Below are 20,290 nucleotides of genomic sequence, written 5' to 3'. Positions count from 1 at the left end.
AAAGCCAAATGAATCTGATGCGCTATACCGTGATAGACCGGCGCGGCGGCGTCAGCTTTATCGCCCACGGCGACGCCCTTCCAGCCTTCGTCAAGGCTTGCAGCTTTTACCCTCAGACGCTGGAAGACCTCCTGGACCTGACGGCGCCTTTCTATGCCTCCCTGCGCGAGTATGTCCTGAGCGGCCTTGCTGTCTTCGACGAGCACAATGTCGACGGTCACTGGGAGGCGATCCATACCGCGCTCGTCCTCTCCTCTCGCTATGACCAGCCCGTCTTCCGGGTCGTGGACGACGTCACCAGGGAGGCAAGCCTCCGGCCGGTCGGAGCCGGCGCGGTGCTCTTCAACCTGCCCGAACGGCGTGTCGTCCAGCTGGTAAACACCTACCGCGAGGTGAAGAGAGAGGGGCGGGCGCGCGTCTTCGATGGCGACGAGTGGACATCCGAGGTCTTCCCTTACCGCCTGCCGGCGGACTGGGCGCTGGTCCCCTGAGCTTCGCCGAAGTCTCCATCGAGAGCGCCCGCGAGTGGGCGTTACGCTCCGGCCTCCGGGTCTGGGCCGAGATCGACCTCGACCGCATCGAAGCGAACGTGAGGGCGCTGATCGCTCGAGAGGCGGCGCCGCGCCTGCTGGCTGTCGTGAAGGGCAATGCCTACGGGCACGGCGCCACTGCGGTCGGTAAAGCCGCCCTCGCTGCTGGCGCCTGGGGCCTGGGCGTCATCGGCGTCGAAGAAGGCGAGGTATTGCGCCGCAACGGTATCGACGCGCCCGTCCTGGTCCTCGGCAGCATCTCGCCCGGCATCGCGCCGCGGGTTGTCGCCGCCTCGCTGCGAGCCACGGTGGCCTCCATGGAGACGGCCCGGGCGCTCTCGGACGCCGCCGTCGCCGCCGGCCGCGAAGCTATCGTGCACATCAAGGTCGAAACGGGCCTGAACCGCTACGGCCTTCTGCCCGCCGAAGCGGTAGCCTTCGCCGAGGCGGTCCGCGAGCTGCCGGGCGTGGTCGTCGAAGGTCTCTCCACCCACTTCGCTGCCGTAGACGAAGGCGACAAGGAGTTTACCTTTCGCCAGTACTTCGCCTTCCGGGACGCCGCGGACAAGCTGCCCTGGATACCGGTCCACCACCTCTCCTCGACCGGCGGCATCCTGGACTTGCCGGAGCTCGGGCTCGGCATGGTGCGGGCCGGGATTGGCGTCTACGGTTACTACCCTTCCGAGTTCGTGAGCCGCGGAGTGGCCCTGTCTCCAGTCCTCCAGCTGCGGACGCGGGTGGCCCGCGTGCAGCGCCTGCAGCCGGGGGAGTACGTCGGCTACGCCCGCACATGGCAGGCCAGGCGCCCCAGCGTAATCGCGACGATCATGGCCGGCTATGCCGACGGCATCCATCGCATCCTCTCGAACCGGGGCTTCGCCATCGTCCAGGGACGCCGGGCGCCCTTCGCTGGCCGTGTGGCCATGGACATGCTCATGCTGGACGTCACGGACATCCCGGGCGTGGCCGTGGAGGACGAGGTCACGCTCATCGGCGAGCAGGGCTCCGAGTCGATCTGGGCGGACGAGGTCGCCGCTCTTTCGGAAACGATCAGCTACGAGGTGCTAGCCAGCCTCAGCTCGCGCGTCGTGCGACTCTACACGCGCGGCGGCCGCCTGGTGGCTTGCGAGGACCTCGAGGGTTATCGCGAACTCTCTACTCCCTAAGCGGACGAGGGGCTAACATCGGGACAGTCCTGCGGGGCAAATCAGTCTCGGTGGTGTCGATGACCGCGCGCGTCCTCTTCGCCCTTCTCGTCGTAATGCCGGCGCTGCTCGCGCCTTCGGGCGTGAGCGAGGCCGCCAGGAGCCCGGACGCCACGGAGGTCGGCCTGGGCACGGCCGCGTTGGTGGTCGGCGTAATGGCCTTCCTGACCGTCGTCTACGCGGTCAAGGTCGCGTTGGGGGGCGGGCGAATGCCGCCGCCGGACGAGGGCTCGCTGGGCGGCCACCACTAAGCGCCTCGATCGAAGGACACCCGCGCAGTCAGGGCGCGAAGCCGAGATGACTGCTTCGGAGTGGGCATGACACAGGAAGAAGTCCTGGACAGTCCGACGGGCTGGGTTGCGCAGCATGTCCGCGAGTACGTCGAGACCGACGGCGAGAAGGGCCACACCTGGCGTGGCGTCAGCACCCTGCTGCTGACGACCCGCGGCCGCCGGTCCGGCAAGCTGCGGCGCACGGCCCTGATTTACGGCCGGGACGGCGATCGCTACGTCATCGTCGCCTCGCAGGGAGGCGCTCCGAAGCACCCGCAGTGGTACCTGAACCTCCGCGCTCGCCCTGAGGTGATGGTCCAGGTCGGCGCCGAGAAGTTCCGCGCCCGGGCGCGCACTGCCACGCCAGACGAGAAACCGGCGCTGTGGCGCCTGATGACCTCCATCTGGCCAGCCTACGATGACTACCAGAAGCGGACCGAGCGCGAAATCCCGGTCGTGCTCTTGGAGCGGACCGCTGACTGACTAGCGCTGCTGCCGCGGCGATGACCCGGCGGGCTGGCTTACGCCGGCGTAACGCTGGAAGCCCTGGTTGATGTTCCGGAGGAGGCCATCCATGTCCGTCCCGGTGGCCTTTGCGGCTTCCCGGAACTGGCTCAGAGTGATGTTCTTCGGGTCGCCGTGGTTGTCCTCCGGAGTGTTGCAGGCGCAAGTGATGCACATGGTTCCCTCCCGTAGCGCGCTTGGGGGCGCTTGGGGTCCATGCTGCGGCTTCGGCCGCCACGAGAGGGCAAAGGCCTCAGGCCCGGAGCATACAGGTGCGCATCAATGCGCCGCGGCGGCCTGCCGCCGACTGACTGTCAGGTCGCGGCAGCAGAGCCTTCGACCGCTGCGGGCAGCTTCGCCTCGAGGTCCCTGAGGCGTTTCCTGAGCTCGTTCTGTTCGTTCCAGCGGGCGGTCACGTCGCGGATGACGGCCGCGGGGCCGATCAGCCGGCCGGCATCATCGCGGAGCAGAGTGATCGTGAATTCGATGGAGATGCGGGTGCCGTCCTTGCGCTCCGCCGGCACGGCCAGCAGCTCGTCCGACCCGTACTTCGTGGTGCCGCTCGCCATCGATGCCTGGTAGGCGTCCCAGTGTCTCTTGCGCAGGCGCTCTGGGATGATCAGGTCCAGCGACTGGCCGATCGCTTCGGCCGCCGTGTAGCCGAAGATCCTCTCGGCGCCGGAGTTCCAGAGGATGACCTTGCCGTCGCCATCCGCCGCGATTACCGCATCGGGCGTACCCTGAACTACCTTGCCTGCAAGCCAGCCGGGGTCGTACTCCGCCAATGCCTTCCCTCCCGAGGAGATAGTGCCATGATAGGGCAGGCCCTGCCCTGGAAACGACTGGCCAGCGCTGTCCTATAATGCGGCTTCGCATGCTGAGCTGGGGCGGGTTCGAGAAGCAGGCGCCGGAGATCGCGGCGCGGGGCAAGGCGCTGCTCGGCTGCGGCGTCGCTTTCATCGCCACGACCGCGGCTGACGGAGCGCCGCGCGTGCACCCGGCGACGCCCCTGATTAACGGCGGGCGACTCTTCGTCTTCGTGGCCAAGCACACCGCCAAGTACCCGAACCTGCTGCGCGACAGCCGGTACGCAATGCACGCCGTCCTTGGCGACAGCGACGAGGAATTCCTGATCCACGGCCGCGCCCTTCCCGACGACGACCCTGCCTCGGAGGAGCTGGCCTGGGAAGCCGCGCGGGCGATCGACATGACAAGCGTGAACCACCGGCTCTTCGAGTTCTTCATCGATTACGCCCACTGGGCCCTCTGGGAGGGCCTGGGCACGGATGACATCCGGCGCGTGTCGAAGACCTGGCGTGAAGGCCCTTCGTGACTGGCTCCGCCGCCGTCTAGGGTTGCCCGCTGCGGCCGTCCCAACGTCATTGCGAGCCCACGGGCGAAGCAACCCTTGGCGGCCGAGTGGGGACGCGGACGGCACCGTGTGAGCTGCCAAAGATTGCTTCGGCCTTTCGTCCTCGCAATGACGCCGCGTGAAGGCCCTTCGTGACCTGGCTCCGCCGCCGTCTAGGGTTGCCCACTGCGGCCGTCCCAACGTCATTGCGAGCCCCCCCACGGGCGAAGCAACCCTTGGCGGCTGAGTAGGGACGCGGACGGCGCCGTGTGAGCGCCAAAGATTGCTTGGGCCTTTCGCCCTCGCAATGACGCCCCGGAGGCTTGGGAAGAGCAGAGGAGCGGGCCGAGAGGCCCGCTCCTGGATCAGCTTCTCGGGGAGAGCATCAGGCCAGGACCGGCTCCTCGAGGTGCCTGGCGAGAATCGGGTTCAGTTCATGGTTGCGGATGGTGATGCTCTCGAGCTGCGCCTTGTAGGCCTCGACCTGGCGTCGCCAGATGCCGCGCAGCTTTGCCTTCGCTGCCCGCGGGTCGGAGTCCAGCAGGAGCATCAGCGCCTCGTTGTGGGGCTTGTTGCGGCCCCATTCGGCGCCAATCGCCGCCTCACCGCGGGACAGCCAGGTCTTCACCTGGCCTCGCTTGTGCGGCTCGGTCTGCAAGAAGTAGTGCAGGTGCTCGAGGCCGTACTGCAGGTGGCGCTTGAGGTCGCGCGTCGCGAGTTCGAAGAGCTTGCGGTCCGCATCCGTGCGGGCGAGCAGGTGGCCGAACTCGTCCCAGAGCGTGATCTGGAAGCTCGCCCGGACGACCATGACGATGGTGGCCATCTCCGAGAACTTCATCGCCGAGTAGGCGGCGCGCGTGTAGACGCCCGGCGTCTGCAGGCCCAGACCGCCGCCATTCGCGAGCGCCCGCTTGCGGAAGGCTTCGGTCTGGCGGCCGTAGTCGAAGCACACGGTCGCCAGGAACAGCTTCACCTCGTGGAAGCCGTAGCTGATCTCCTCGAGCCACTTGGACACGCACTCGAGGCCGTTGTGCGACTGCTCGCTCCAGTTCGTGCAGAGCTGGTCGATGGCCAGCTCCTCGTACTGGGGCAGCGGCTTCAGCGACTCCCATGGGATTGCCGTCGCGGAGATCCAGTGGCCGCGGATCGCCTCTTCGTAGAGCGCGGCTGCGCTTGGAGCCCAGACCTCTGACTTCTTGTAGATGCTGTAGCTGGCGGGCGTGTTCCCCAGGTCAGGCGGCAGGTAGGAGCCGCGCGGCATGTCGTTTTCGTACGGCCAGTAGTCGGGGACTATGCCATAGGAGGATTGCTCCACGTCCTTGAGCTCGAGGCCGTTGGGGCCGATCTGGGGGAAGAACCCGCGCTCGGTCGGCACTTCGGCCCAGCTCATGTCCAGGGGCGGCGGCCCGGCGCTGCCGGGCGTGATGTTCGCCTGCAGGCCCTGCAGCGTGGCCCCGGGGGAGCCGGCGCGGGCGTTGGCGAGCATGGCGATCGCCTGCTGCGGGCTGACGCCGGACCGGATGACCTGCTCGATGCGAGCGGCAGGTATCCCGGACGATAGCCCCTGGCGTACGAGGTCCAGCGGCCATTTTCTCTCTTCTGCCGCCTTTACCAGGCTCTCCGGCAGCTCAAGCTGTTGGGTCATCGAGTCCTCCTGCGGAGCAGAAACAAGGATTCAGGCGCAAGGGACAAGGCCGCCAACGGTTCGCGCCGCCTGTCCCGTCCCCCCTCGTTCCTCGTCTCCTTCGTTCCTTGTCCCGTTTCTCGAGGTCTTTACGCCGGCACCGCGGCTTGCTGGCCAAGGCGGGCAAGAATGCCCTCTGCCATCTCAGTCAGGCCGACGACCTTCAGGCGCTGGGCAAGCTCCTTGGACTGCTTGGCGCGAGCGGCCATGAGCATCTTGTAGCCCTCGTCCAGGTTGTGCTTGCCGCCGCCGAGCAGGATTGCCAGCGACTCGCTGGTCGTGTTGCCGGTGGCGATGGAGGCGCCGCCGGTGCCGCCCTGGCGCTGGATGTAGTTCGCGATCTCCTCCTTGCGCTCCGGCTGGGTGGCCAGCAGGTGCTTGCAGTGCATGACGCCGAAGGCCACGTGGCGGCTTTCGTCCTGAGCGGCGAGGCGGAAGATGCGCTTGTCCGCCTCGTTCTTGCCGATGAGCTCCCCCATGCGGAAGATGCTCTGCACGAAGCCCTCAGCGACGATGTGCAGCGTCGCCGTCATCTCGGCGAAGTCCTGGTCATACAGGAAGCCCACGGCGCCGTTTCCGGCCTGGAGCATCCCCACGCCGCCGAAGATACCGCGCTTGCGGAACACGTCCATGTGGCGGGCCTCGTCCATGATCTGAGTGCCCAGGAACAGCGCCGTCTCGTAGTGGTCGGGGCTGATGTGGGAGACCCAGCGGCCCGGCACGTCGCCGGCGATGAACTCCACCTGCGTCAGGAAGGTGCAAAGCTGGGCCATCGCCAACTCGAGGTCGTCGGGCAGCGGGTTCTTGCGGAGCTCCTCCCAGGGGATGTCAGTGGCCGATGACCACTGGCGGGACTGGGCCTCTTCGTAGAGCAGGGTCACGGACTCGGACCAGCTCTGGGCTTTCTCGTTCCAGCGCAGGCCCAACCGTCCGACGCCCGGCCAGGGCGCGGCGCCGCGTGGCCGCGAGCTGTAGTTCTTGGTCTCGTCCGGGATTTCGCCGTACTTGCCGATCTGGATTTCTTCGACAGTCAAGCCGTGCTTGCCCGGCCGGGCGGCAACGCCCTTCTCCGTCTGGGCCTCGAGCCAGCTCAGGTCGAGGTCGAGGTCCGGCTGCTCCTCGGCGATGCGCTTCCAGAGAGCGTAGACGTCATTTGCAGTCGTGGTCACTGCCCTGCTCCTTTCACCCCGGGTGCCGGGGGTACCTGGTGGTGTATTCCGATCACCGCCCCCTGAATGAGGCGGATGAGCGCGTCCTTGATTTCCTCGCGGCGGCTGGCATCCCTGGCCAGGGGCCGCAGCACGAAGGCGTACATGCCGATGATCGCCTTCACTACGATGTTCGGATCGACCGCCTGGAAGACGCCGTCCGCGAAACCCTTACGCAGCCAACCCTTGAGGGACGCTGCGAGCTCTTCGACGCCTTCGTGAGTGGCCTCGTGCACGTCGGGATTGGTGGTGAGGAGGACGAACAGGTCGGAGTGGTCCGCCGCGAAGTCGGCGCCTTCTTCCGCGATGACCCGCAGGCGCTCGTAATGGTCGGGCGTGCTGGCGCAGCGCGTGTCGATCCGCTCGACGAGCATCTGCAGCGCGTTGCGCACCAGCTCCTGATACAGGTCTTCCTTGGATGCGAAGTAGTTGTAGAAGGTGCCGAAGCCAAGCCCCGCCTCGGACGTGATGTCCGAGATTGTCGTCCTGTCGATGCCCTTCTGGGCCAGCAGGCGTTCGGCCGCGGCCAGGAGGTCAGCCCTGATCTGGGCCGACCGCTCAACCCGTCGGCCCGGCCGGACGAGGGATTGGGTCATATGGGGTGCTGCTCCCGCGGTGGTTTGGTGATGATGTTATCATCATCCGCTGCCGCGTCAAGACCTATCGCACGCTCAGTCAGAATGCCGGCCGCCATGCCAAGGCCGGAAAGCTGGTCTCGCGCTCCCGGCAGCGCGCCGGGCATGGCGGGCGCGGTCCCTCACCGGGAAGCCGGGAGGACTTCGAGAAGATCGCCCTCGGCGATCGGCGGGGCAGACCTGGCCGGTCGGCGGTTGAAGAAATAGTGGAAGCTGTCGTTCGTCGTGTAGGTGATCTGGAACGCCGCCGGGTCCTTCCCGGCCGCAATGTGCTTCTGGTAGCTCTCCCAGATGATCGTAGCCGGACAGTCGTAGCAGACCAGCCGCCTGGCGTCCTCGCCGCCTTCGCGGCGGTGAAACAGCCGCCGAGCGGTCTGAAAGCTCTCGTTGTTCCACACTTCCCGGAACCGGCGATTCCCCCCGTCCCCTTCCCAGATGCTGCCGAAGTCGTCTTCCTTGTAGAAGGTGCCGCAGCAGGGCGCGACGCCGCCGTCGTTCTGCACGATGGCCCTCTGCCAGAGGAAGTCGCAGGGCCTGGCAGAAGGGTTCACGAAGTAGGCGAACTTGCTTTCGGTATCCCAATCATCGCCCACGACCCAGCCCTTGTCGATCGAGATGTCCATTTCGAGTTCGGCGGCGAGGCGCTTTGCCTCCTCGGTCTCGTGCACGTTGTGCTCGAATACGTGGTATTCCCAGACCAGACGCGGCTTGACCGAGCCGAGCCTGCGCTTGGCGTCCCGCACCAGGCGGCAGTTTTCGAGGACACGCCTGATGTCGCCGCGAACGCGGTACTTCTCGTACGTCTCCTGAGTGGCGCCGTCCAGCGAGACGCCGAGCACGTCCAGGCCGGCCTCCACCAGGCGCTCGGCCCGCTCCGCGTCGAAAGGCACGCTGAAGTTCGTGCTGATGACCGTCGAAGCGCCGTATCGCTTTGCTTCACGGACCATCTCGAAGACGTCCTTGTTGAGGAGAGGCTCGCCCCAGTTGTAGAACTCGACCCGGAACGCGTATGGCCCTAGCTCGCGCAGGAGCGCGCGGTACTGGTCCATCGGCAGGAACGAGCGCGTGCGCCCGACTTCGCCGGCGCCCGTAAAGCAGGCCGGGCAACGCAGGTTGCACACGTTTGTCGCTTCGACGGTGAGGATCAGGGGGTAACCGCGGAGTTTGAGGCTGCGGCGGCTGTACTGCCAGCGCACCCTGTACAGGTTGAGGAGTCGCCTCAGCGTGAGGCGGCAACCGTCTTCGTAGGGCGGCACCAGGAAGGCGGCCAAGGGCCGCGCCTCGGGTATGCGTAACAGCAAGCGTCGGACGGCTGGCGGGAGCATCGAGATGTCACAGTTCCGACAGGTTTCGCCGGAGAAGTGTTTCGGACATAATACCCGGTCTGCGCCGCCCTGCAAGTCACTCGCAGGAGCGCCTTTCACAAATGAAATACATGCCAGGCATGGAGCGAGGCATGCAGAAGGGCCGGCTGGTGCCCGGCCCTTCGTCTCTGCCCTTGTGGGTGGCTTTTTAGTGCAGCTGCATCACGTCCGCAAGCTCGCCGGGCATCGACCGGGTGAGGTCGATGACGGCGCCCACCGGGGTCTGCAACTCCAGCGTCCAGCGGCTGTTGGCGGTGATCGTGGGCGCGGGGTTGATGTCGGAGATCTGAATCACGACCAGCTTCAGTTCGCCTGGCTCCAGGAGCGCGTCGCCGTCGCCGATGATGTCATTCGCCGTGTAGGGCACGTCGTCGTCCACGACCGTAGGGTCGCGGTAGGCGATGACCATCCGGTTGTTGGTGGCCAGCGGGTCCATCGGGATCGGGTCGCCGCCGGCCGTGGTGGCGACGGCAAACTGGATCGTGGTCGGTACGCCGCCAGGGGCGGTCGCGACGACGCCTCCCCGGACCTCCATGGTGCCGCGCGCCTTCTGGAGGCCGGCGAACACCGTCTCCTTGCCTCGCTCCGAGCTGAAGATGCCCGTGGTAAGCACTACGAACGCGAACACGGTGGCAACGACGACGAAGGCGATGAGGATGATCGCCGTCTCCAGCCCCGTGATGCCGCGCTCGTCCCGTGACCGGGACCACCACAACGTGAATCGACCTTGCATGCCAGCAATCCTTTCAACGGCCGCTGATGGCGGCCCTGTCCAGTTGTCTATGACGTATCGGCCGGTGCAGTCGATTCTTTAGGGATCGTCCCTAGGGATTTCGCCGGCGGGCTCTCGGGGCTTCGAGGACGGCTGGTTAGGGGTTCACGCCCGCGTGGCGCCCTTGCCGGCGACGGCGTCGAGGCCACCGCGGCGGCACGTGGTGACCCAGCGCGGCCTCCACCTGGCGGTGGCTGTAGCTCGGCCGCGCCAGGTGCAGGGCCTCATGGCGGACCGTGTCCTCAATCTCGCTCCATGTGCGCCCGCGCGTTTTGACGTAGACCACGGCCGAATGCGCGTGGCGGAAGTGGCAGACCGTTGCCATCCCGAGCTTGCCGCGGGTGCCTCGGCGCGCCGTGGGCGAGGCCAGGCGGGCCGCATAAGATGGGCAGGCAACCTCGCGCATCGCGGCGCGCCAGGACGCGTCCGATAGGCAGAGCAGGAAGCTCAGACCCGGCCGTCCGAGGCGGCTAAGCTCGTCGCGAAGCAGGGACTCTATCCGGTCTCGCAGGCGGGGCGGCGGCATCGCTGACCATGGTACTAGGCCCGCCGCCTACTGCCGTCAAACGGGGCGTATACGTAAGCGGACGGATGGCCGACAATGAGCGCCACCCCGGACCGTACAGGCGCCAAGGAGAGCACCATGACTAGCGACGGAAAGCTGCGCATCGGCCTCACGGGCGGCATCGCCGGCGGACCGAACCGCGACCAGTCGATCGAGAAGATCCGCATCGCCGACAAGCTGGGATACGACTCCATCTGGTTCGGCGAGACCTGGGGCTACGACATCGTCACCACCATGGGCGAGGTCGTGCGGGCTACCGACCGGATCAAGGTCGGCAGCGGCATCATGAACGTCTACTCGCGTTCGCCCGGGGTCATCGCCAGCACCTTCGCGACCCTGGATGAGTTGAGCGGCGGCCGGATGCTCATCGGCCTCGGCACCTCCGGCGCCAACGTGATCGAGCACTTCCACGGCGTGCCGTTCGAAAAGCCGATGCGGCGCCTGCGCGAGTACGTGGAGATCATCAACATGCTCCTCCACGGCGAGCGCCTGGTGTACAAGGGCGAGATCTTCAACCTGGAGCGCGGCTTTCGCCTGCAGGTGAACCTGGTGCGCGACCACATCCCCATATACATCGCCGCGATCACCCCGGCCAGCATCGTCCAGACGGGCGAGATCGCCGATGGGCTCATCCCTATCCACTGGCCGAAGACGAAGTACGGCTCCGTGCGCCAACGGCTGGACCGCGGCGCGAGGCGCGCGGGCCGCTCCGGCTCGGACATCGTCGTCGCGCCATATTTGACGACCGGCTACGTGTTCGATGAGTCGCAGCGCGAGGCGGTTAAGCGCCAGTCCAAGCAGCCCCTCGCCTGGTACATCGGGCGCATGGGCGTCTTCTACAAGGAGATGCTTGCCCGCGAGGGCTATCCGGAGGAAACGGCGCGGATCGAGGCTGCCTGGAGTGGCGGCCAGGACGCGGCCATCGACGCCGTGCCCGATTACATGGCCGATAACGTGGTCGTTGTCGGCACCCCGAAGGAGATACACCGGCAGCTCCTGGAGCTGCGGGACCTCGGCGTCGACATGCCGGTCATCTCCATGCCGCCGGGTAACCCCGACCAGGCCGGCCGTGCGCTCGAGGAGGTCATGAACGGCTAACGCCGCGTCCGCTACAGCCCTGCGGTCGGGCAGGGCTTCATCTCACTACTGGCGGCAGGCGCGGCCTCAAGCCGCCGGACGGCGGCGGGGCGGGGTGCGAGCGCGGCGCTTCGCAAGGAGCCGCGCAACCGCTTCCGCCGGCACGGGCTCCGAAAGGTAGAAGCCCTGGCCGAAGTCGCAGCCCAGGTCGAAGAGTTGGCTGAGTTGCTGTGGCGTTTCGATGCCCACCGCCGTGACCCGCAGGCCCAGGTCGTGGGCCAGGCTGATGATCGCCTGGACGATAAGGAGCTTCGACTCGTCGAATTCGATATTGCCGATCAGGCTGCGGTCGATCTTGACACCGTCGACTGACCAGCGGCGGAGGTAGCTCAGGGGCGCGTGCCCGGTGCCGAAATCATCGATCACGATCCCCAGGCCCAGCGCCCGCATCTGGTCTACCGTGGCCATCTGGGCGGCGCCCGCCTCCAGGAAGACCTGCTCGCTGACCTCCACCTTGATGTCGGCGGGGTCCACGTCCGTCGCGAGCAGTACCTCCTCCAGGCGGCGGATGAACCCCGGCTGTCCCAGCTGACGGCGGGAAAGGTTCACGCTCATGGCCAGCGCCTCGCCCGAGCCGGCCCGGCGCAGGGACTTGAGGTCGCGGCAAGCAGCCTCGAAGGACCAGAGGCCGATCTCCGAAATCGAGCCGGTCTCCTCGGCGAGGCCCATGAAGCTCGACGGCCGCATGACGCCATGGGCGGGATGGCGCCAGCGGACGAGGGCCTCCAGGCCGCACAGGGCGCCGGTCTGCAGGTTCACCTCTGGGAGGTAGTGCAGCTCAAGCTCGCCGCGGTCCATCGCCTTCCACAGGTCTTTCTCCAGGTCCAGCCGGTAAAGGACGTTCCTCTCCGAGGACTCACTGTAGAAGACGACACGGTCGCGGCCCTGGCGCTTGGCCCGATAGAGCGCGAGGTCGGCCGCGCGCAGGACTTCGTTGGGAGTCGCGAGCTGGGGCGACTTGACCGCGACACCGATGCTGGACGTCAGCAGCAGCTCGCGCCGCTCGATGCGCAGCGGCTGCGATACGGCGCTGCGGATCTTCTCCGCCACGCCGCGCGCCGCCTGCTCGATGTCCTCATCCTCGATGACGACCACGAACTCATCGCCGCCGAGGCGCGCCGCCAGGTCTCCCGGACGCACTGCGCGCCTGAGGCGCTGGGCGACCATGCGGATCACCTCGTCCCCGGAGTCGTGGCCCAGGCTGTCGTTGACGTTCTTGAAGTAGTCGATGTCGAGATAGAGCACCGCGATCGCCGGCCGGTGGAGGCGTTCCATCAGGCCGGCCCTGTTCGCCAGGCCTGTGAGCACGTCCAGGCTGCCGAAGTAGCGGATCTCCTCCTCGACATGGCGAGCGAGGCGCCGAAGAAATACGGTAAGTCCCACCAGGCAGGTCGCGACCCCCAGGAGGGCAACGCTCCAGAGAGATCGCAATTGGAACGAGACCGTGCTCTCTTCGAAGCTGACGTCGGAGACTGACCAGCCGAAGGAAAACAGGGCGACCGTCAGAAAGACGGCGATCAGGCGCCGGCTCCAGGCAAGCAGAGCTACGACGGTTGGGGCAGGGCCTCCGCTTCCTCCCTCCGCATCCTGCTCGCCCGTCAACGAGCGCTCCCTTCCTCCCGCCGTCCATGGGCGGGTAGCCAGTGACCAGGCCCCCGGTCGTGGGTCGGGAGGTTCCGGAAGCCTGCCGGCAACCACTCACGACGCACCGGGGCGGCCTGAGGCAGCGGGTCCGTCCGGGAAAGATGGGGCTCCGTCCACTACTTAAAACGCCGGCGGTTAGGGAGCGTTACCTAGCCTCGGTAGCGAAGCATCACGCTGCCTTGCCGCGCTGGCGCGCCTCCCGCCGGCCGTATGCCTTGAGCAGCGCCTCGATAGTCTCGGCCGGCAGGGGCTCCGAAAGGTAGAAGCCCTGGCCGCGGTCGCAGCCCAGCCGCTCCAGGTGGTCCAGCTGCTTCCGCGTCTCCACCCCTTCAGCCGTCACGTCCAGGCCAAGGTCGTGGGCCAGCGTCACGATTGCCTGCACGATCAGCAGGCTTGCGTCGTCGTCTTCCATGTTGCGCACGAAAGACTGGTCGATCTTCACGCTGTGCACCGGCAGGTTCTTGAGATATGTCAGGGATGAGTAGCCCGTCCCGAAGTCATCGATTGCCAGGCGGATGCCCATTGCGCGCAGGCGGGCCAGCTGGCTGACGACGGCAGGCATCTCGGCGAGCAGGGCGCTCTCCGTGATCTCCAGCTTGAGGCTGGAAGGCTCCATGCCGTGCTCGGCCAGGATGTCGCGCACGCGCTCCACCAGGTCCGGCTCCTCCAGCTGGCGCAGCGAGAGGTTGACGCTAACCACCACCGGCGCTTCCTTGTCGAAGATCTCCCGCCAGCGGCGCCACTGCTTGCACGCTTGCTCGAGCACCCAGAGGCCGATCTCGCGCAGGGCGCCGTTCTCCTCCGCAAGGCCTATGAAGCTGTCGGGCTTCAGGAGGCCACGCACGGGATGGCGCCAGCGGACCAGGGCCTCGAAGCCAGTGATCTGCCCGGTGCCGATGTTGATCTCCGGCTGGTAATGCACCTCCAACTCGTCGCGCTCGACGGCCCGCCAGAGGTCGCTTTCCAGGTCGAGTTGGGCAAGGACGTTGTTGGCTTCCATGGTCTCGTTGAAGACCACAATGCGGTCGCGCCCCTGGCGCTTCGCCCGGTACAGGGCTAGGTCCGCCGCCCGAAGGAGGTCCGTCGGCCGCTGCAGCGCCTCGCACTTTACGGCGATGCCGACGCTGCCGGTGATGTAAAGCTCGCGACCCTCCGCCACCATGACCGGGCGCAGGGCAGCGAGAAGGCGCTGGCCCGCCTGGACGGCCAGCACTTCCGGGTGCTCTCCCTCCACGAGGACCACGAACTCGTCTCCGCCCAGCCGCACCACCAGGTCTGTCTCCCGGATGGCGCGGCGGATGCGCTGCGCCACGGTCTTCAGTACGGCGTCGCCCGTGTCGTGCCCGAGGTTGTCGTTGATCATCTTGAATCGGTCGAGGTCGATGTAGAGGACGGCGATGCTGTCGGCCTCGAGGCGGCTGAGGAGGGCTGTGCGGTTGGGCAGGCCGGTGAGGGCATCGATGGACCCCATGAGGACGACCTGCCTCTCGATGCGCCGGGCCAGGTAGCGGATGACCAGCGCAGCCACAGCCGCGGCCATGGCGCCGCCGTAGAGCAGGTACCGCCACGTGGAAGACAGGTCACTCAGGGCCCGGCGCCCGCTGATGTCCTGGGAGAGGTTGTCGGACAGGAGGGCGAGGCCCGCGAGCAGGACGACGGCCCACGTGAGCCACAGGCTCCAGCGCATCAAGCCCTGTACCAGGGGAATAGGTGGGGTGACGTCGCCGGACGGGCCTTGTGACGCTCGGTTTGCCACCAACCGCTCCTCTAGCCCTCGCGAGGTTGGCCTCGGGAAGGGGAAAGGCCGGTCGGTTTCGCCACTAGGCTCCCCGGTGTCCGCTGGCGACCACTTCCAGACACCGGCTCGATGCCACCCGGCTACCTGACGGTTGGTCTTCCGTGACCGGGCAGTGGTCCTTCAGCATCTCTAACGCGCCGGGCCGGTGCTCGTTACATGCGACGCCGTGCCAACTCGCAGCACCGGCTGCTGCGGCTTCCCGGAGGACTGGATGAGGGGCGCGCGTCTGCTTACTCTGGCTGGGGCTTGAGGCTTTCGATGAACTCGCGGTTGTTCCGCGTGCGCTCCATCGCGTTGAGCAGGCGCTCCGTTGCCTCCGTCGGGTTGGGAGAGTTCGCGGCGATCTGGGCGACCATGCGGCGCACCAGCCAGGAGCCTCGCAGGTAATCGGGAGGCAGGAGGAGTTCCTCTCGCCTGGTCCCGCTGCGCTGGATGTCGATCGCCGGGAAGATGCGGCGCTCGGCGAGGCGGCGGTCGAGGTGGACCTCCATGTTGCCGGTACCTTTGAACTCCTCGTAGATCACCTCGTCCATGCGGCTTCCCGTATCGATCAGGCAGGTCGCGATGATGGTCAGGCTTCCCGCCTCGTCCGTGTTGCGGGCGGCACCGAAGAAGCGCTTCGGCGGGTACAGGGCAATCGGGTCGATACCGCCGGATAGCGTGCGCCCCGACGGAGGCATCGCCACGTTATAGGCCCGCGTGAGCCGCGTGATGCTGTCCAGCAACATGACGACGTCGCGGCCGGCCTCGACCAGGCGCTTTGCGCGTTCCAGCGCCATCTCCGCCACGTGCGTCTGGTCTTCGACCGGCTCGTCGAATGTCGAGCCGATTACCTCGCCGTCGACGCTGCGCCGCATGTCCGTCACTTCCTCCGGCCGCTCACCGATGAGCACGACCATGAGGTGGATGTCCGAATAGTTGTGAGACACGCCGTGGGCGATGTTCTTGAGCAAGAACGTCTTGCCCGCCTTCGGTGGCGAGACGATTAGCCCCCGCTGTCCGCGCCCGATCGGCGAGACGAGATTGATGATGCGCTGCGAAAGGTTGTCCGAGCTCGTCTCCAGGTCGATCAGCTCCTCCGGGAAGACGGCGGTCAGCTGCTCGAAGTACGGCCGGCGCTTCGCGACTTCGGGGTCGACGCCGTTGACGGCTTCCACGCGCAGGAGGCTGTAGTACCGTTCGTCCCCCTTGGGCGGCCGTACCGTGCCCGTGACGTAGTCGCCGGTGCGCAGGCCGAAGCGGCGCACCTGGGACTGGGAGACGTAAACGTCCGTGAGGCTGGCGATGAAGTTGTCGCGGCGCAGGAACCCGTAGCCGTCGTCCACGATCTCCAGGACGCCGGCCCGGAACACGTTGCCCTCGCGCTCGGACTGGGCCTGGAGGATCTTGAAGACCAGGTCCTGCTTTCGCAGCGTCGAGGCCTTTTCGACACCGAGCTCGTTCGCGATGCGCATCATCTCGTCGCGCGTGAGCGCTTCGAGCTCTGCCATGGTGTAGCGTCGGTTCTGTTCGACTGTTGTCACGTCAGTCCGTCCGAGGGTGCCGTGCGCAGAGAGGGACCAGGCCGGTTACGGCGGTCACAGCGGGGCAGTGGGGATTGCCGGCTCGTTAAGTCTAGCATTTTGCGGTCGAGTTGCAACTTCGGGCTGTCTCTTCCTGCACTTCAGACGGAGGCATACTTCCGCGAATCGGCCAGGAACCGCTCGATGCCTACGTCAGTGAGCGGGTGCTTCAGCATCTGCTGGAACACCGAGTACGGTAGCGTGGCGATGTGCGCTCCGGCGAGCGCTGCCTGGATCACGTGTGGCGCCGTGCGGATGCTCGCCGCCAGGACCTGGGCTGGCAGGTGGTACTTGTCGAAGATCTGCACCGACTGACGCACGACCTCCATCCCGTCCTGCCCGGCGTCGTCCAACCGGCCGACGAAGGGACTGACGTAAGTCGCGCCGGCGAGTGCGGCAAGCAAGGCCTGGTTAGCGCTGAACACCAGCGTCATGTTGATGCGGATGCCCTCTTTGGAGAGGATGGACGTCGCCTCCAGGCCGTTCGCGTCCATCGGGATCTTGACGACCACGTGCTTGTGCCAGCTCGCCAGCGTGCGCGCCTCCTCCAGGAGGCCGGGGACGTCCCGGGAGGTGCACTCGGCCGACACCGGCCCCTGCACCAGCTCGCAGATCTCGACGACCCGGTCGCGGTAGCTGACACCCGACTCCTTCGCCATCAGGCTCGGGTTCGTCGTCACGCCGGACAGGACGCCGGTGCGGTGCACGTCCCGTATTTCGTCGATGTTTGCCGTGTCGAGGAAGATGCGCATCACAGGCCTCCCGAGGACCCGCGCTGTTGAATTATCGGCCGCTCCGCCGGACTCCTGGCATCAAATCTAGGCGACTCCCGAAGGGGATGTGGCTACAACTGCGTTCATGGGCGAGCGCGGCTCCTCGCCCGAGGCATGCCGCTTTGCCGCAGCTACCAGCTCTCGGAACAAAGGATGCGGCCGGTCGGGCCGCGAGCGGAACTCCGGGTGGAACTGTGTGCCCACCATGAAGGGGTGGTCATCGACCTCTGAGATCTCGACCAGGGTGCCATCCGGCGAGGTCCCCGAGAAGACGATGCCGAACTGCTCCAGCAACCCCCTGTAGGCGTTGTTGAACTCGTAGCGGTGGCGGTGGCGCTCGCGCACTTCCTCGACGCCGTAAGCGTTGTGCGCGTGGGAGCCAGGCAGCAGCCGGCACGCGTAGGAGCCCAGACGCATGGTGCCGCCCTTGTCCTCCACGCCCTGCTGCTCCGAGAGCAGGCTGATCACCGGGTTCGGCGTCTCCGGGTCGTTCTCGGTCGAGTTGCAGGCGTCGGTCCCGAGCGCCGCCCTTGCGGCTTCGACGACCATGACCTGCATGCCCAGGCAGAGGCCCAGGTAAGGCACCTTGTTCTCGCGGGCATACCGGGCCGCCTGGACCTTGCCCTCGAACCCGCGCTCGCCGAAGCCGCCCGGCACGATTATGGCGTGCACGCCGCGCAGCATAGCGGCGACGTTGTCCGCATTCAGGTCCTCGGAGTGGACCCAGAGGATCTCGACTTCGGTGTTGTGGAAGATCCCGGCATGGATGAGCGCTTCCTTCACCGATAGATACGCGTCGCGCAGCTCGACGTACTTCCCGACCACTGCGACCTTCACGCTGCCCTGCGGATGGCGCAGGCGCTCGACCATCCGGCGCCAGTCCTGCAGGTCGCGCTCCGTAGCGCGGAGCTGCATGCGCTCGATGATGTAGTCGCCCAGGCCGCTGTCCTCGAGCAGCGGCGGTACCTCGTAGATGCTGCTCACCGTCGGCACCGGCACCACGGCGCGCCGCTCGACGTCGCAGAACAGCGCGATCTTGTCGCGCGTCTCGAGTGTCACGGTGTGGTCGCTGCGGCAAAGGATGACGTCGGGCTGGATGCCCATGCGCCTCAATTCCTGCACCGAGTGCTGTGTCGGCTTTGTCTTGAGCTCGCCCGTCGTCGAGATGTAGGGCAGGAAGGTCACATGGATGGAGAGCGTGTCGGCCTCCGCCTCCTCCCGGCGGATCTGGCGGATCGCTTCCAGGAACACCTGCCCCTCGATGTCGCCCACCGTCCCGCCGACCTCGATGATCACGACCTGCGCGCCCGTGATGCGGCCGATGCCGCGGATGCGCGACTTGATCTCGCTTGTGAGGTGCGGCACAGCCTGGATGGTGCCGCCCAGGAAGTCGCCCCGGCGCTCCTTGGCGATGACTGCCTGGTAGACCTGCCCCATGGTCACGGAGCTCGCCTTCGTCAGGTCTTCGTCGATGAAGCGCTCATAGTGGCCGAGGTCGAGGTCCGTCTCGGCGCCGTCGGAAGTCACGAAGACCTCGCCGTGCTGATAGGGGGACATCGTGCCGGGGTCGACGTTGAGGTAAGGGTCGAGCTTCTGGACTGAGACGGAGACGTTGCGGCTTTTGAGGATTCGGCCGATGGCGGCTGTAGTTATGCCCTTTCCGACAGAGCTCACGACTCCGCCGGTCACGAAAATGTACTTAGGCATCAACCTCTGGGGGACTGCGGGAAATTGGGCCTGCCGGCCCTGAGGCCCACCACAATTCTATGTTTGCCCCGGATCGGTGTCAATCCGGATAAGGGCAAAGTGCTCGAGCTTTAGAACAATTAGCCAGCCTGACCGGCATCATGCCGCCCGTGGCCGGAGGGTGGGGTATACGCCGATGCGCCCGCGAGCAGATGAGCACGAGACACCTTTGTGCCCCCGTTACCTACACCTTCCGCGCCGCGGCCACAGAACCCCATGCCCGCTGACCACGCGGGCCAGGGCGTGCCGCGCATCGCCCTGGTGGCCGTTGGCGTCGTCGGCCTGCTGGGCCTGGCCGTGGTCGCGGTGCTATTCCTCGGCATCTTCGGCGGCGAGGACCCGCCCGCGAAGGCCGCAGCCGCCTCCGCCCAGCGCGCCACCGCGCCCCTCCCGGCGGCGAGTCCCTTCGTGGCCAACAACCTGACCGCGACCGCCGTAGCCGAGGCTCGCGCCGCCGCCACGGCGGCAGCGAAGCCGCCGGCGGCGCCTGTTTCCGCCTCAGGGCGGGAGCCGCCAGCCAGTCGTACGCCGGTCCCGACGCGCACGCCGCTGCCGACCCGCACGCCGGTCGACACCTCTACGCCGGTCCCGACCCGCACGCCGGTCGACACCTCTACACCGGTCCCGACCCGCACGCCAGCGCCGAGCGCCACCGCCGCCCCCTCGCGGACGCCGACGGCCCCGCCTTCAGCGACATCCACGCGGACGCCTACCAGCACCCGGACGCCCACGTCCACCCCTACCCAAACCGCCACTCCGACGGCGACACCAACGCCCACGCCGACCCGCACGCCGACCCCGACGCGGACATCCACGCCCACCTGGACGCCCACTCCGGCGCCCTGAGTACGCCTCGCGCTGCCGGTCGGGCCCCAGACCTGGCGGGCTCAGGCCGAGGCGATGCTTTCCCCGGGATGTTGGGCTTCGAAGAAGGCCCGCAGCACCTCGCTGTGCACGGGCACGACGGCCAGGCGCTCGACCTGGTCGCGGGAGAGCAACGCCATACCCTGGCCCTCCCGCAGAGTCAGTTCGGCCAGGGGCGCCTCTAGCGGCGCGGCGTAGATGAAGCGCTCACGGCCATCGTCGACGCGGCGGACGAAGAGGTCGAGTGGCGCCGGGAGCCGTAGCCCCAGCTCCTCTTCGATCTCGCGGCGCGCGGCCTCTTCCGGCGATTCTCCGGCCTCGACGTGTCCGCCGAAGATACCCCACATGCCCGCCGCGTAGACGTCGGGGTCGGAGTCGCGCAGTTGCAGCAGCACCCGGCCCTCGCGGTGCAGGATCACCATGGCGATGCGGACAGGTCCCGGCACCGGCGAAATGTAGCACGTCCCTCCTGTCTGCAAACAGGAGGGATGTCGACCCCTTAGGAAACCCCTAAGGGAGAATCTATCGTTTTGGCGGAGAGCCCTTTCGCTTGTGGCGGCTCGCAGCTTTACCACTTACAATGCGCGATGCCTGTGTCGGGTACCCCGCCGCGACTGGTCTCCCGCGTAGACACGAGGAGAACGGGCAAATTCAGGGATCGCGCCTCGCCTCCGCC

The 20,290-nt window shown here is 67.0% G+C and carries 21 protein-coding genes; 6 read left to right on the top strand and 15 right to left on the bottom strand.

The genetic code is table 11. The annotated features are described in order from the left end of the window. The first annotated feature begins 17 nt into the window (after window positions 1-17). From VNN10_14175 to VNN10_14160, 4 genes are all read left to right on the top strand, one after another. Window positions 18-491, top strand: coding sequence for a hypothetical protein (locus VNN10_14175; protein ID HXH23168.1), 474 nt, complete (start codon window positions 18-20; stop codon window positions 489-491). Further along, entirely contained in the window at window positions 434-1,696 is a 1,263-nt protein-coding gene (gene alr / locus VNN10_14170) for an alanine racemase (protein ID HXH23167.1), read from the top strand. The genes VNN10_14175 and alr overlap by 58 nt, the downstream gene beginning before the upstream one ends. Window positions 1,697-1,755: 59 nt before the next feature. Continuing rightward, on the top strand, window positions 1,756-1,986 hold the full coding sequence (locus tag VNN10_14165; GenBank protein ID HXH23166.1) for a hypothetical protein: 231 nt from the start codon (window positions 1,756-1,758) through the stop codon (window positions 1,984-1,986). A gap of 66 nt (window positions 1,987-2,052) precedes the next feature. Continuing rightward, on the top strand, window positions 2,053-2,490 hold the full coding sequence (locus VNN10_14160) for a nitroreductase family deazaflavin-dependent oxidoreductase (GenBank protein ID HXH23165.1): 438 nt from the start codon (window positions 2,053-2,055) through the stop codon (window positions 2,488-2,490). On the opposite strand, the gene VNN10_14155 is transcribed toward VNN10_14160, so the two are convergent. Next, window positions 2,491-2,688 (bottom strand): hypothetical protein, encoded by a 198-nt coding sequence (locus tag VNN10_14155; GenBank protein ID HXH23164.1) that lies wholly within the window; start codon window positions 2,686-2,688, stop codon window positions 2,491-2,493. A 137-nt stretch (window positions 2,689-2,825) separates the two neighbouring features. Beyond that, window positions 2,826-3,296: a PAS domain S-box protein gene (locus tag VNN10_14150; GenBank protein ID HXH23163.1), complete on the bottom strand. Its 471-nt coding sequence runs from the start codon at window positions 3,294-3,296 to the stop codon at window positions 2,826-2,828. 89 nt (window positions 3,297-3,385) lie between these two features. Between VNN10_14150 and VNN10_14145 the strand changes: the two genes are divergently transcribed. Further along, a complete protein-coding gene (locus tag VNN10_14145) occupies window positions 3,386-3,844 on the top strand; it encodes a pyridoxamine 5'-phosphate oxidase family protein (protein HXH23162.1) in 459 nt (152 codons plus the stop codon). Window positions 3,845-4,247: 403 nt separating this feature from the next. Here VNN10_14145 and VNN10_14140 read toward each other — a convergent pair whose 3' ends face one another. The 6 genes from VNN10_14140 to VNN10_14115 form a co-directional block, all read right to left on the bottom strand. Further along, window positions 4,248-5,507 carry a hypothetical protein gene (locus VNN10_14140; GenBank protein HXH23161.1) on the bottom strand — a complete coding sequence of 420 codons (1,260 nt, stop codon included), beginning with the start codon at window positions 5,505-5,507 and terminating at the stop codon, window positions 4,248-4,250. Window positions 5,508-5,635: 128 nt separating this feature from the next. Further along, window positions 5,636-6,715: a hypothetical protein gene (locus VNN10_14135; GenBank protein ID HXH23160.1), complete on the bottom strand. Its 1,080-nt coding sequence runs from the start codon at window positions 6,713-6,715 to the stop codon at window positions 5,636-5,638. Further along, the gene (locus VNN10_14130) at window positions 6,712-7,350 is read right to left on the bottom strand and encodes a TetR/AcrR family transcriptional regulator (protein HXH23159.1); all 639 of its coding nucleotides are present in this window, start codon (window positions 7,348-7,350) and stop codon (window positions 6,712-6,714) included. The genes VNN10_14135 and VNN10_14130 overlap by 4 nt, the downstream gene beginning before the upstream one ends. Before the next feature lie 161 nt (window positions 7,351-7,511). Further along, window positions 7,512-8,660, bottom strand: coding sequence for a radical SAM protein (locus VNN10_14125; protein HXH23158.1), 1,149 nt, complete (start codon window positions 8,658-8,660; stop codon window positions 7,512-7,514). A gap of 241 nt (window positions 8,661-8,901) precedes the next feature. Continuing rightward, window positions 8,902-9,486 (bottom strand): archaellin/type IV pilin N-terminal domain-containing protein, encoded by a 585-nt coding sequence (locus VNN10_14120; protein HXH23157.1) that lies wholly within the window; start codon window positions 9,484-9,486, stop codon window positions 8,902-8,904. Window positions 9,487-9,622: 136 nt separating this feature from the next. Beyond that, entirely contained in the window at window positions 9,623-10,051 is a 429-nt protein-coding gene (locus VNN10_14115) for a hypothetical protein (protein ID HXH23156.1), read from the bottom strand. Between the two features lie 117 nt (window positions 10,052-10,168). On the opposite strand from VNN10_14115, the gene VNN10_14110 reads away from it, so the two are divergent. After that, window positions 10,169-11,188, top strand: coding sequence for an LLM class flavin-dependent oxidoreductase (locus VNN10_14110; GenBank protein HXH23155.1), 1,020 nt, complete (start codon window positions 10,169-10,171; stop codon window positions 11,186-11,188). A gap of 66 nt (window positions 11,189-11,254) precedes the next feature. On the opposite strand, the gene VNN10_14105 is transcribed toward VNN10_14110, so the two are convergent. The 7 genes from VNN10_14105 to VNN10_14075 form a co-directional block, all read right to left on the bottom strand. Beyond that, entirely contained in the window at window positions 11,255-12,829 is a 1,575-nt protein-coding gene (locus VNN10_14105) for a bifunctional diguanylate cyclase/phosphodiesterase (GenBank protein ID HXH23154.1), read from the bottom strand. 211 nt (window positions 12,830-13,040) lie between these two features. Further along, the gene (locus VNN10_14100) at window positions 13,041-14,627 is read right to left on the bottom strand and encodes a bifunctional diguanylate cyclase/phosphodiesterase (GenBank protein HXH23153.1); all 1,587 of its coding nucleotides are present in this window, start codon (window positions 14,625-14,627) and stop codon (window positions 13,041-13,043) included. A gap of 272 nt (window positions 14,628-14,899) precedes the next feature. Continuing rightward, the gene (gene rho / locus VNN10_14095; protein ID HXH23152.1) at window positions 14,900-16,159 is read right to left on the bottom strand and encodes a transcription termination factor Rho; all 1,260 of its coding nucleotides are present in this window, start codon (window positions 16,157-16,159) and stop codon (window positions 14,900-14,902) included. A 173-nt stretch (window positions 16,160-16,332) separates the two neighbouring features. Further along, window positions 16,333-16,983 carry a fructose-6-phosphate aldolase gene (gene fsa / locus VNN10_14090; protein ID HXH23151.1) on the bottom strand — a complete coding sequence of 217 codons (651 nt, stop codon included), beginning with the start codon at window positions 16,981-16,983 and terminating at the stop codon, window positions 16,333-16,335. Window positions 16,984-17,049: 66 nt separating this feature from the next. Then, on the bottom strand, window positions 17,050-18,711 hold the full coding sequence (locus VNN10_14085; protein HXH23150.1) for a CTP synthase: 1,662 nt from the start codon (window positions 18,709-18,711) through the stop codon (window positions 17,050-17,052). A gap of 119 nt (window positions 18,712-18,830) precedes the next feature. After that, window positions 18,831-19,583, bottom strand: a complete 753-nt coding sequence (locus tag VNN10_14080) for a hypothetical protein (protein ID HXH23149.1) — start codon at window positions 19,581-19,583, stop codon at window positions 18,831-18,833. 54 nt (window positions 19,584-19,637) lie between these two features. Beyond that, window positions 19,638-20,060: an NUDIX domain-containing protein gene (locus VNN10_14075; GenBank protein ID HXH23148.1), complete on the bottom strand. Its 423-nt coding sequence runs from the start codon at window positions 20,058-20,060 to the stop codon at window positions 19,638-19,640. Window positions 20,061-20,290: the final 230 nt, after the last annotated feature.

This window comes from Dehalococcoidia bacterium (assembly GCA_035574915.1).
Classification (GTDB): Bacteria; Chloroflexota; Dehalococcoidia; order DSTF01; family WHTK01; genus DATLYJ01.
This window is presented reverse-complemented; position numbering and strand designations above follow the sequence as displayed.

Coding starts and splice junctions, on each gene's coding strand:
- VNN10_14175 (HXH23168.1), top strand. CDS start 18: ATGCGCTATACCGTGATAGACCGGCGCGGCGGCGTCAGCTTTATCGCC.
- VNN10_14130 (HXH23159.1), bottom strand. CDS start 7,350: ATGACCCAATCCCTCGTCCGGCCGGGCCGACGGGTTGAGCGGTCGGCC.
- VNN10_14085 (HXH23150.1), bottom strand. CDS start 18,711: ATGCCTAAGTACATTTTCGTGACCGGCGGAGTCGTGAGCTCTGTCGGA.
- VNN10_14120 (HXH23157.1), bottom strand. CDS start 9,486: ATGCAAGGTCGATTCACGTTGTGGTGGTCCCGGTCACGGGACGAGCGC.
- VNN10_14115 (HXH23156.1), bottom strand. CDS start 10,051: ATGCCGCCGCCCCGCCTGCGAGACCGGATAGAGTCCCTGCTTCGCGAC.
- VNN10_14140 (HXH23161.1), bottom strand. CDS start 5,507: ATGACCCAACAGCTTGAGCTGCCGGAGAGCCTGGTAAAGGCGGCAGAA.
- rho (HXH23152.1), bottom strand. CDS start 16,159: ATGGCAGAGCTCGAAGCGCTCACGCGCGACGAGATGATGCGCATCGCG.
- fsa (HXH23151.1), bottom strand. CDS start 16,983: ATGCGCATCTTCCTCGACACGGCAAACATCGACGAAATACGGGACGTG.
- VNN10_14160 (HXH23165.1), top strand. CDS start 2,053: ATGACACAGGAAGAAGTCCTGGACAGTCCGACGGGCTGGGTTGCGCAG.
- VNN10_14110 (HXH23155.1), top strand. CDS start 10,169: ATGACTAGCGACGGAAAGCTGCGCATCGGCCTCACGGGCGGCATCGCC.
- VNN10_14145 (HXH23162.1), top strand. CDS start 3,386: ATGCTGAGCTGGGGCGGGTTCGAGAAGCAGGCGCCGGAGATCGCGGCG.
- VNN10_14165 (HXH23166.1), top strand. CDS start 1,756: ATGACCGCGCGCGTCCTCTTCGCCCTTCTCGTCGTAATGCCGGCGCTG.
- VNN10_14155 (HXH23164.1), bottom strand. CDS start 2,688: ATGTGCATCACTTGCGCCTGCAACACTCCGGAGGACAACCACGGCGAC.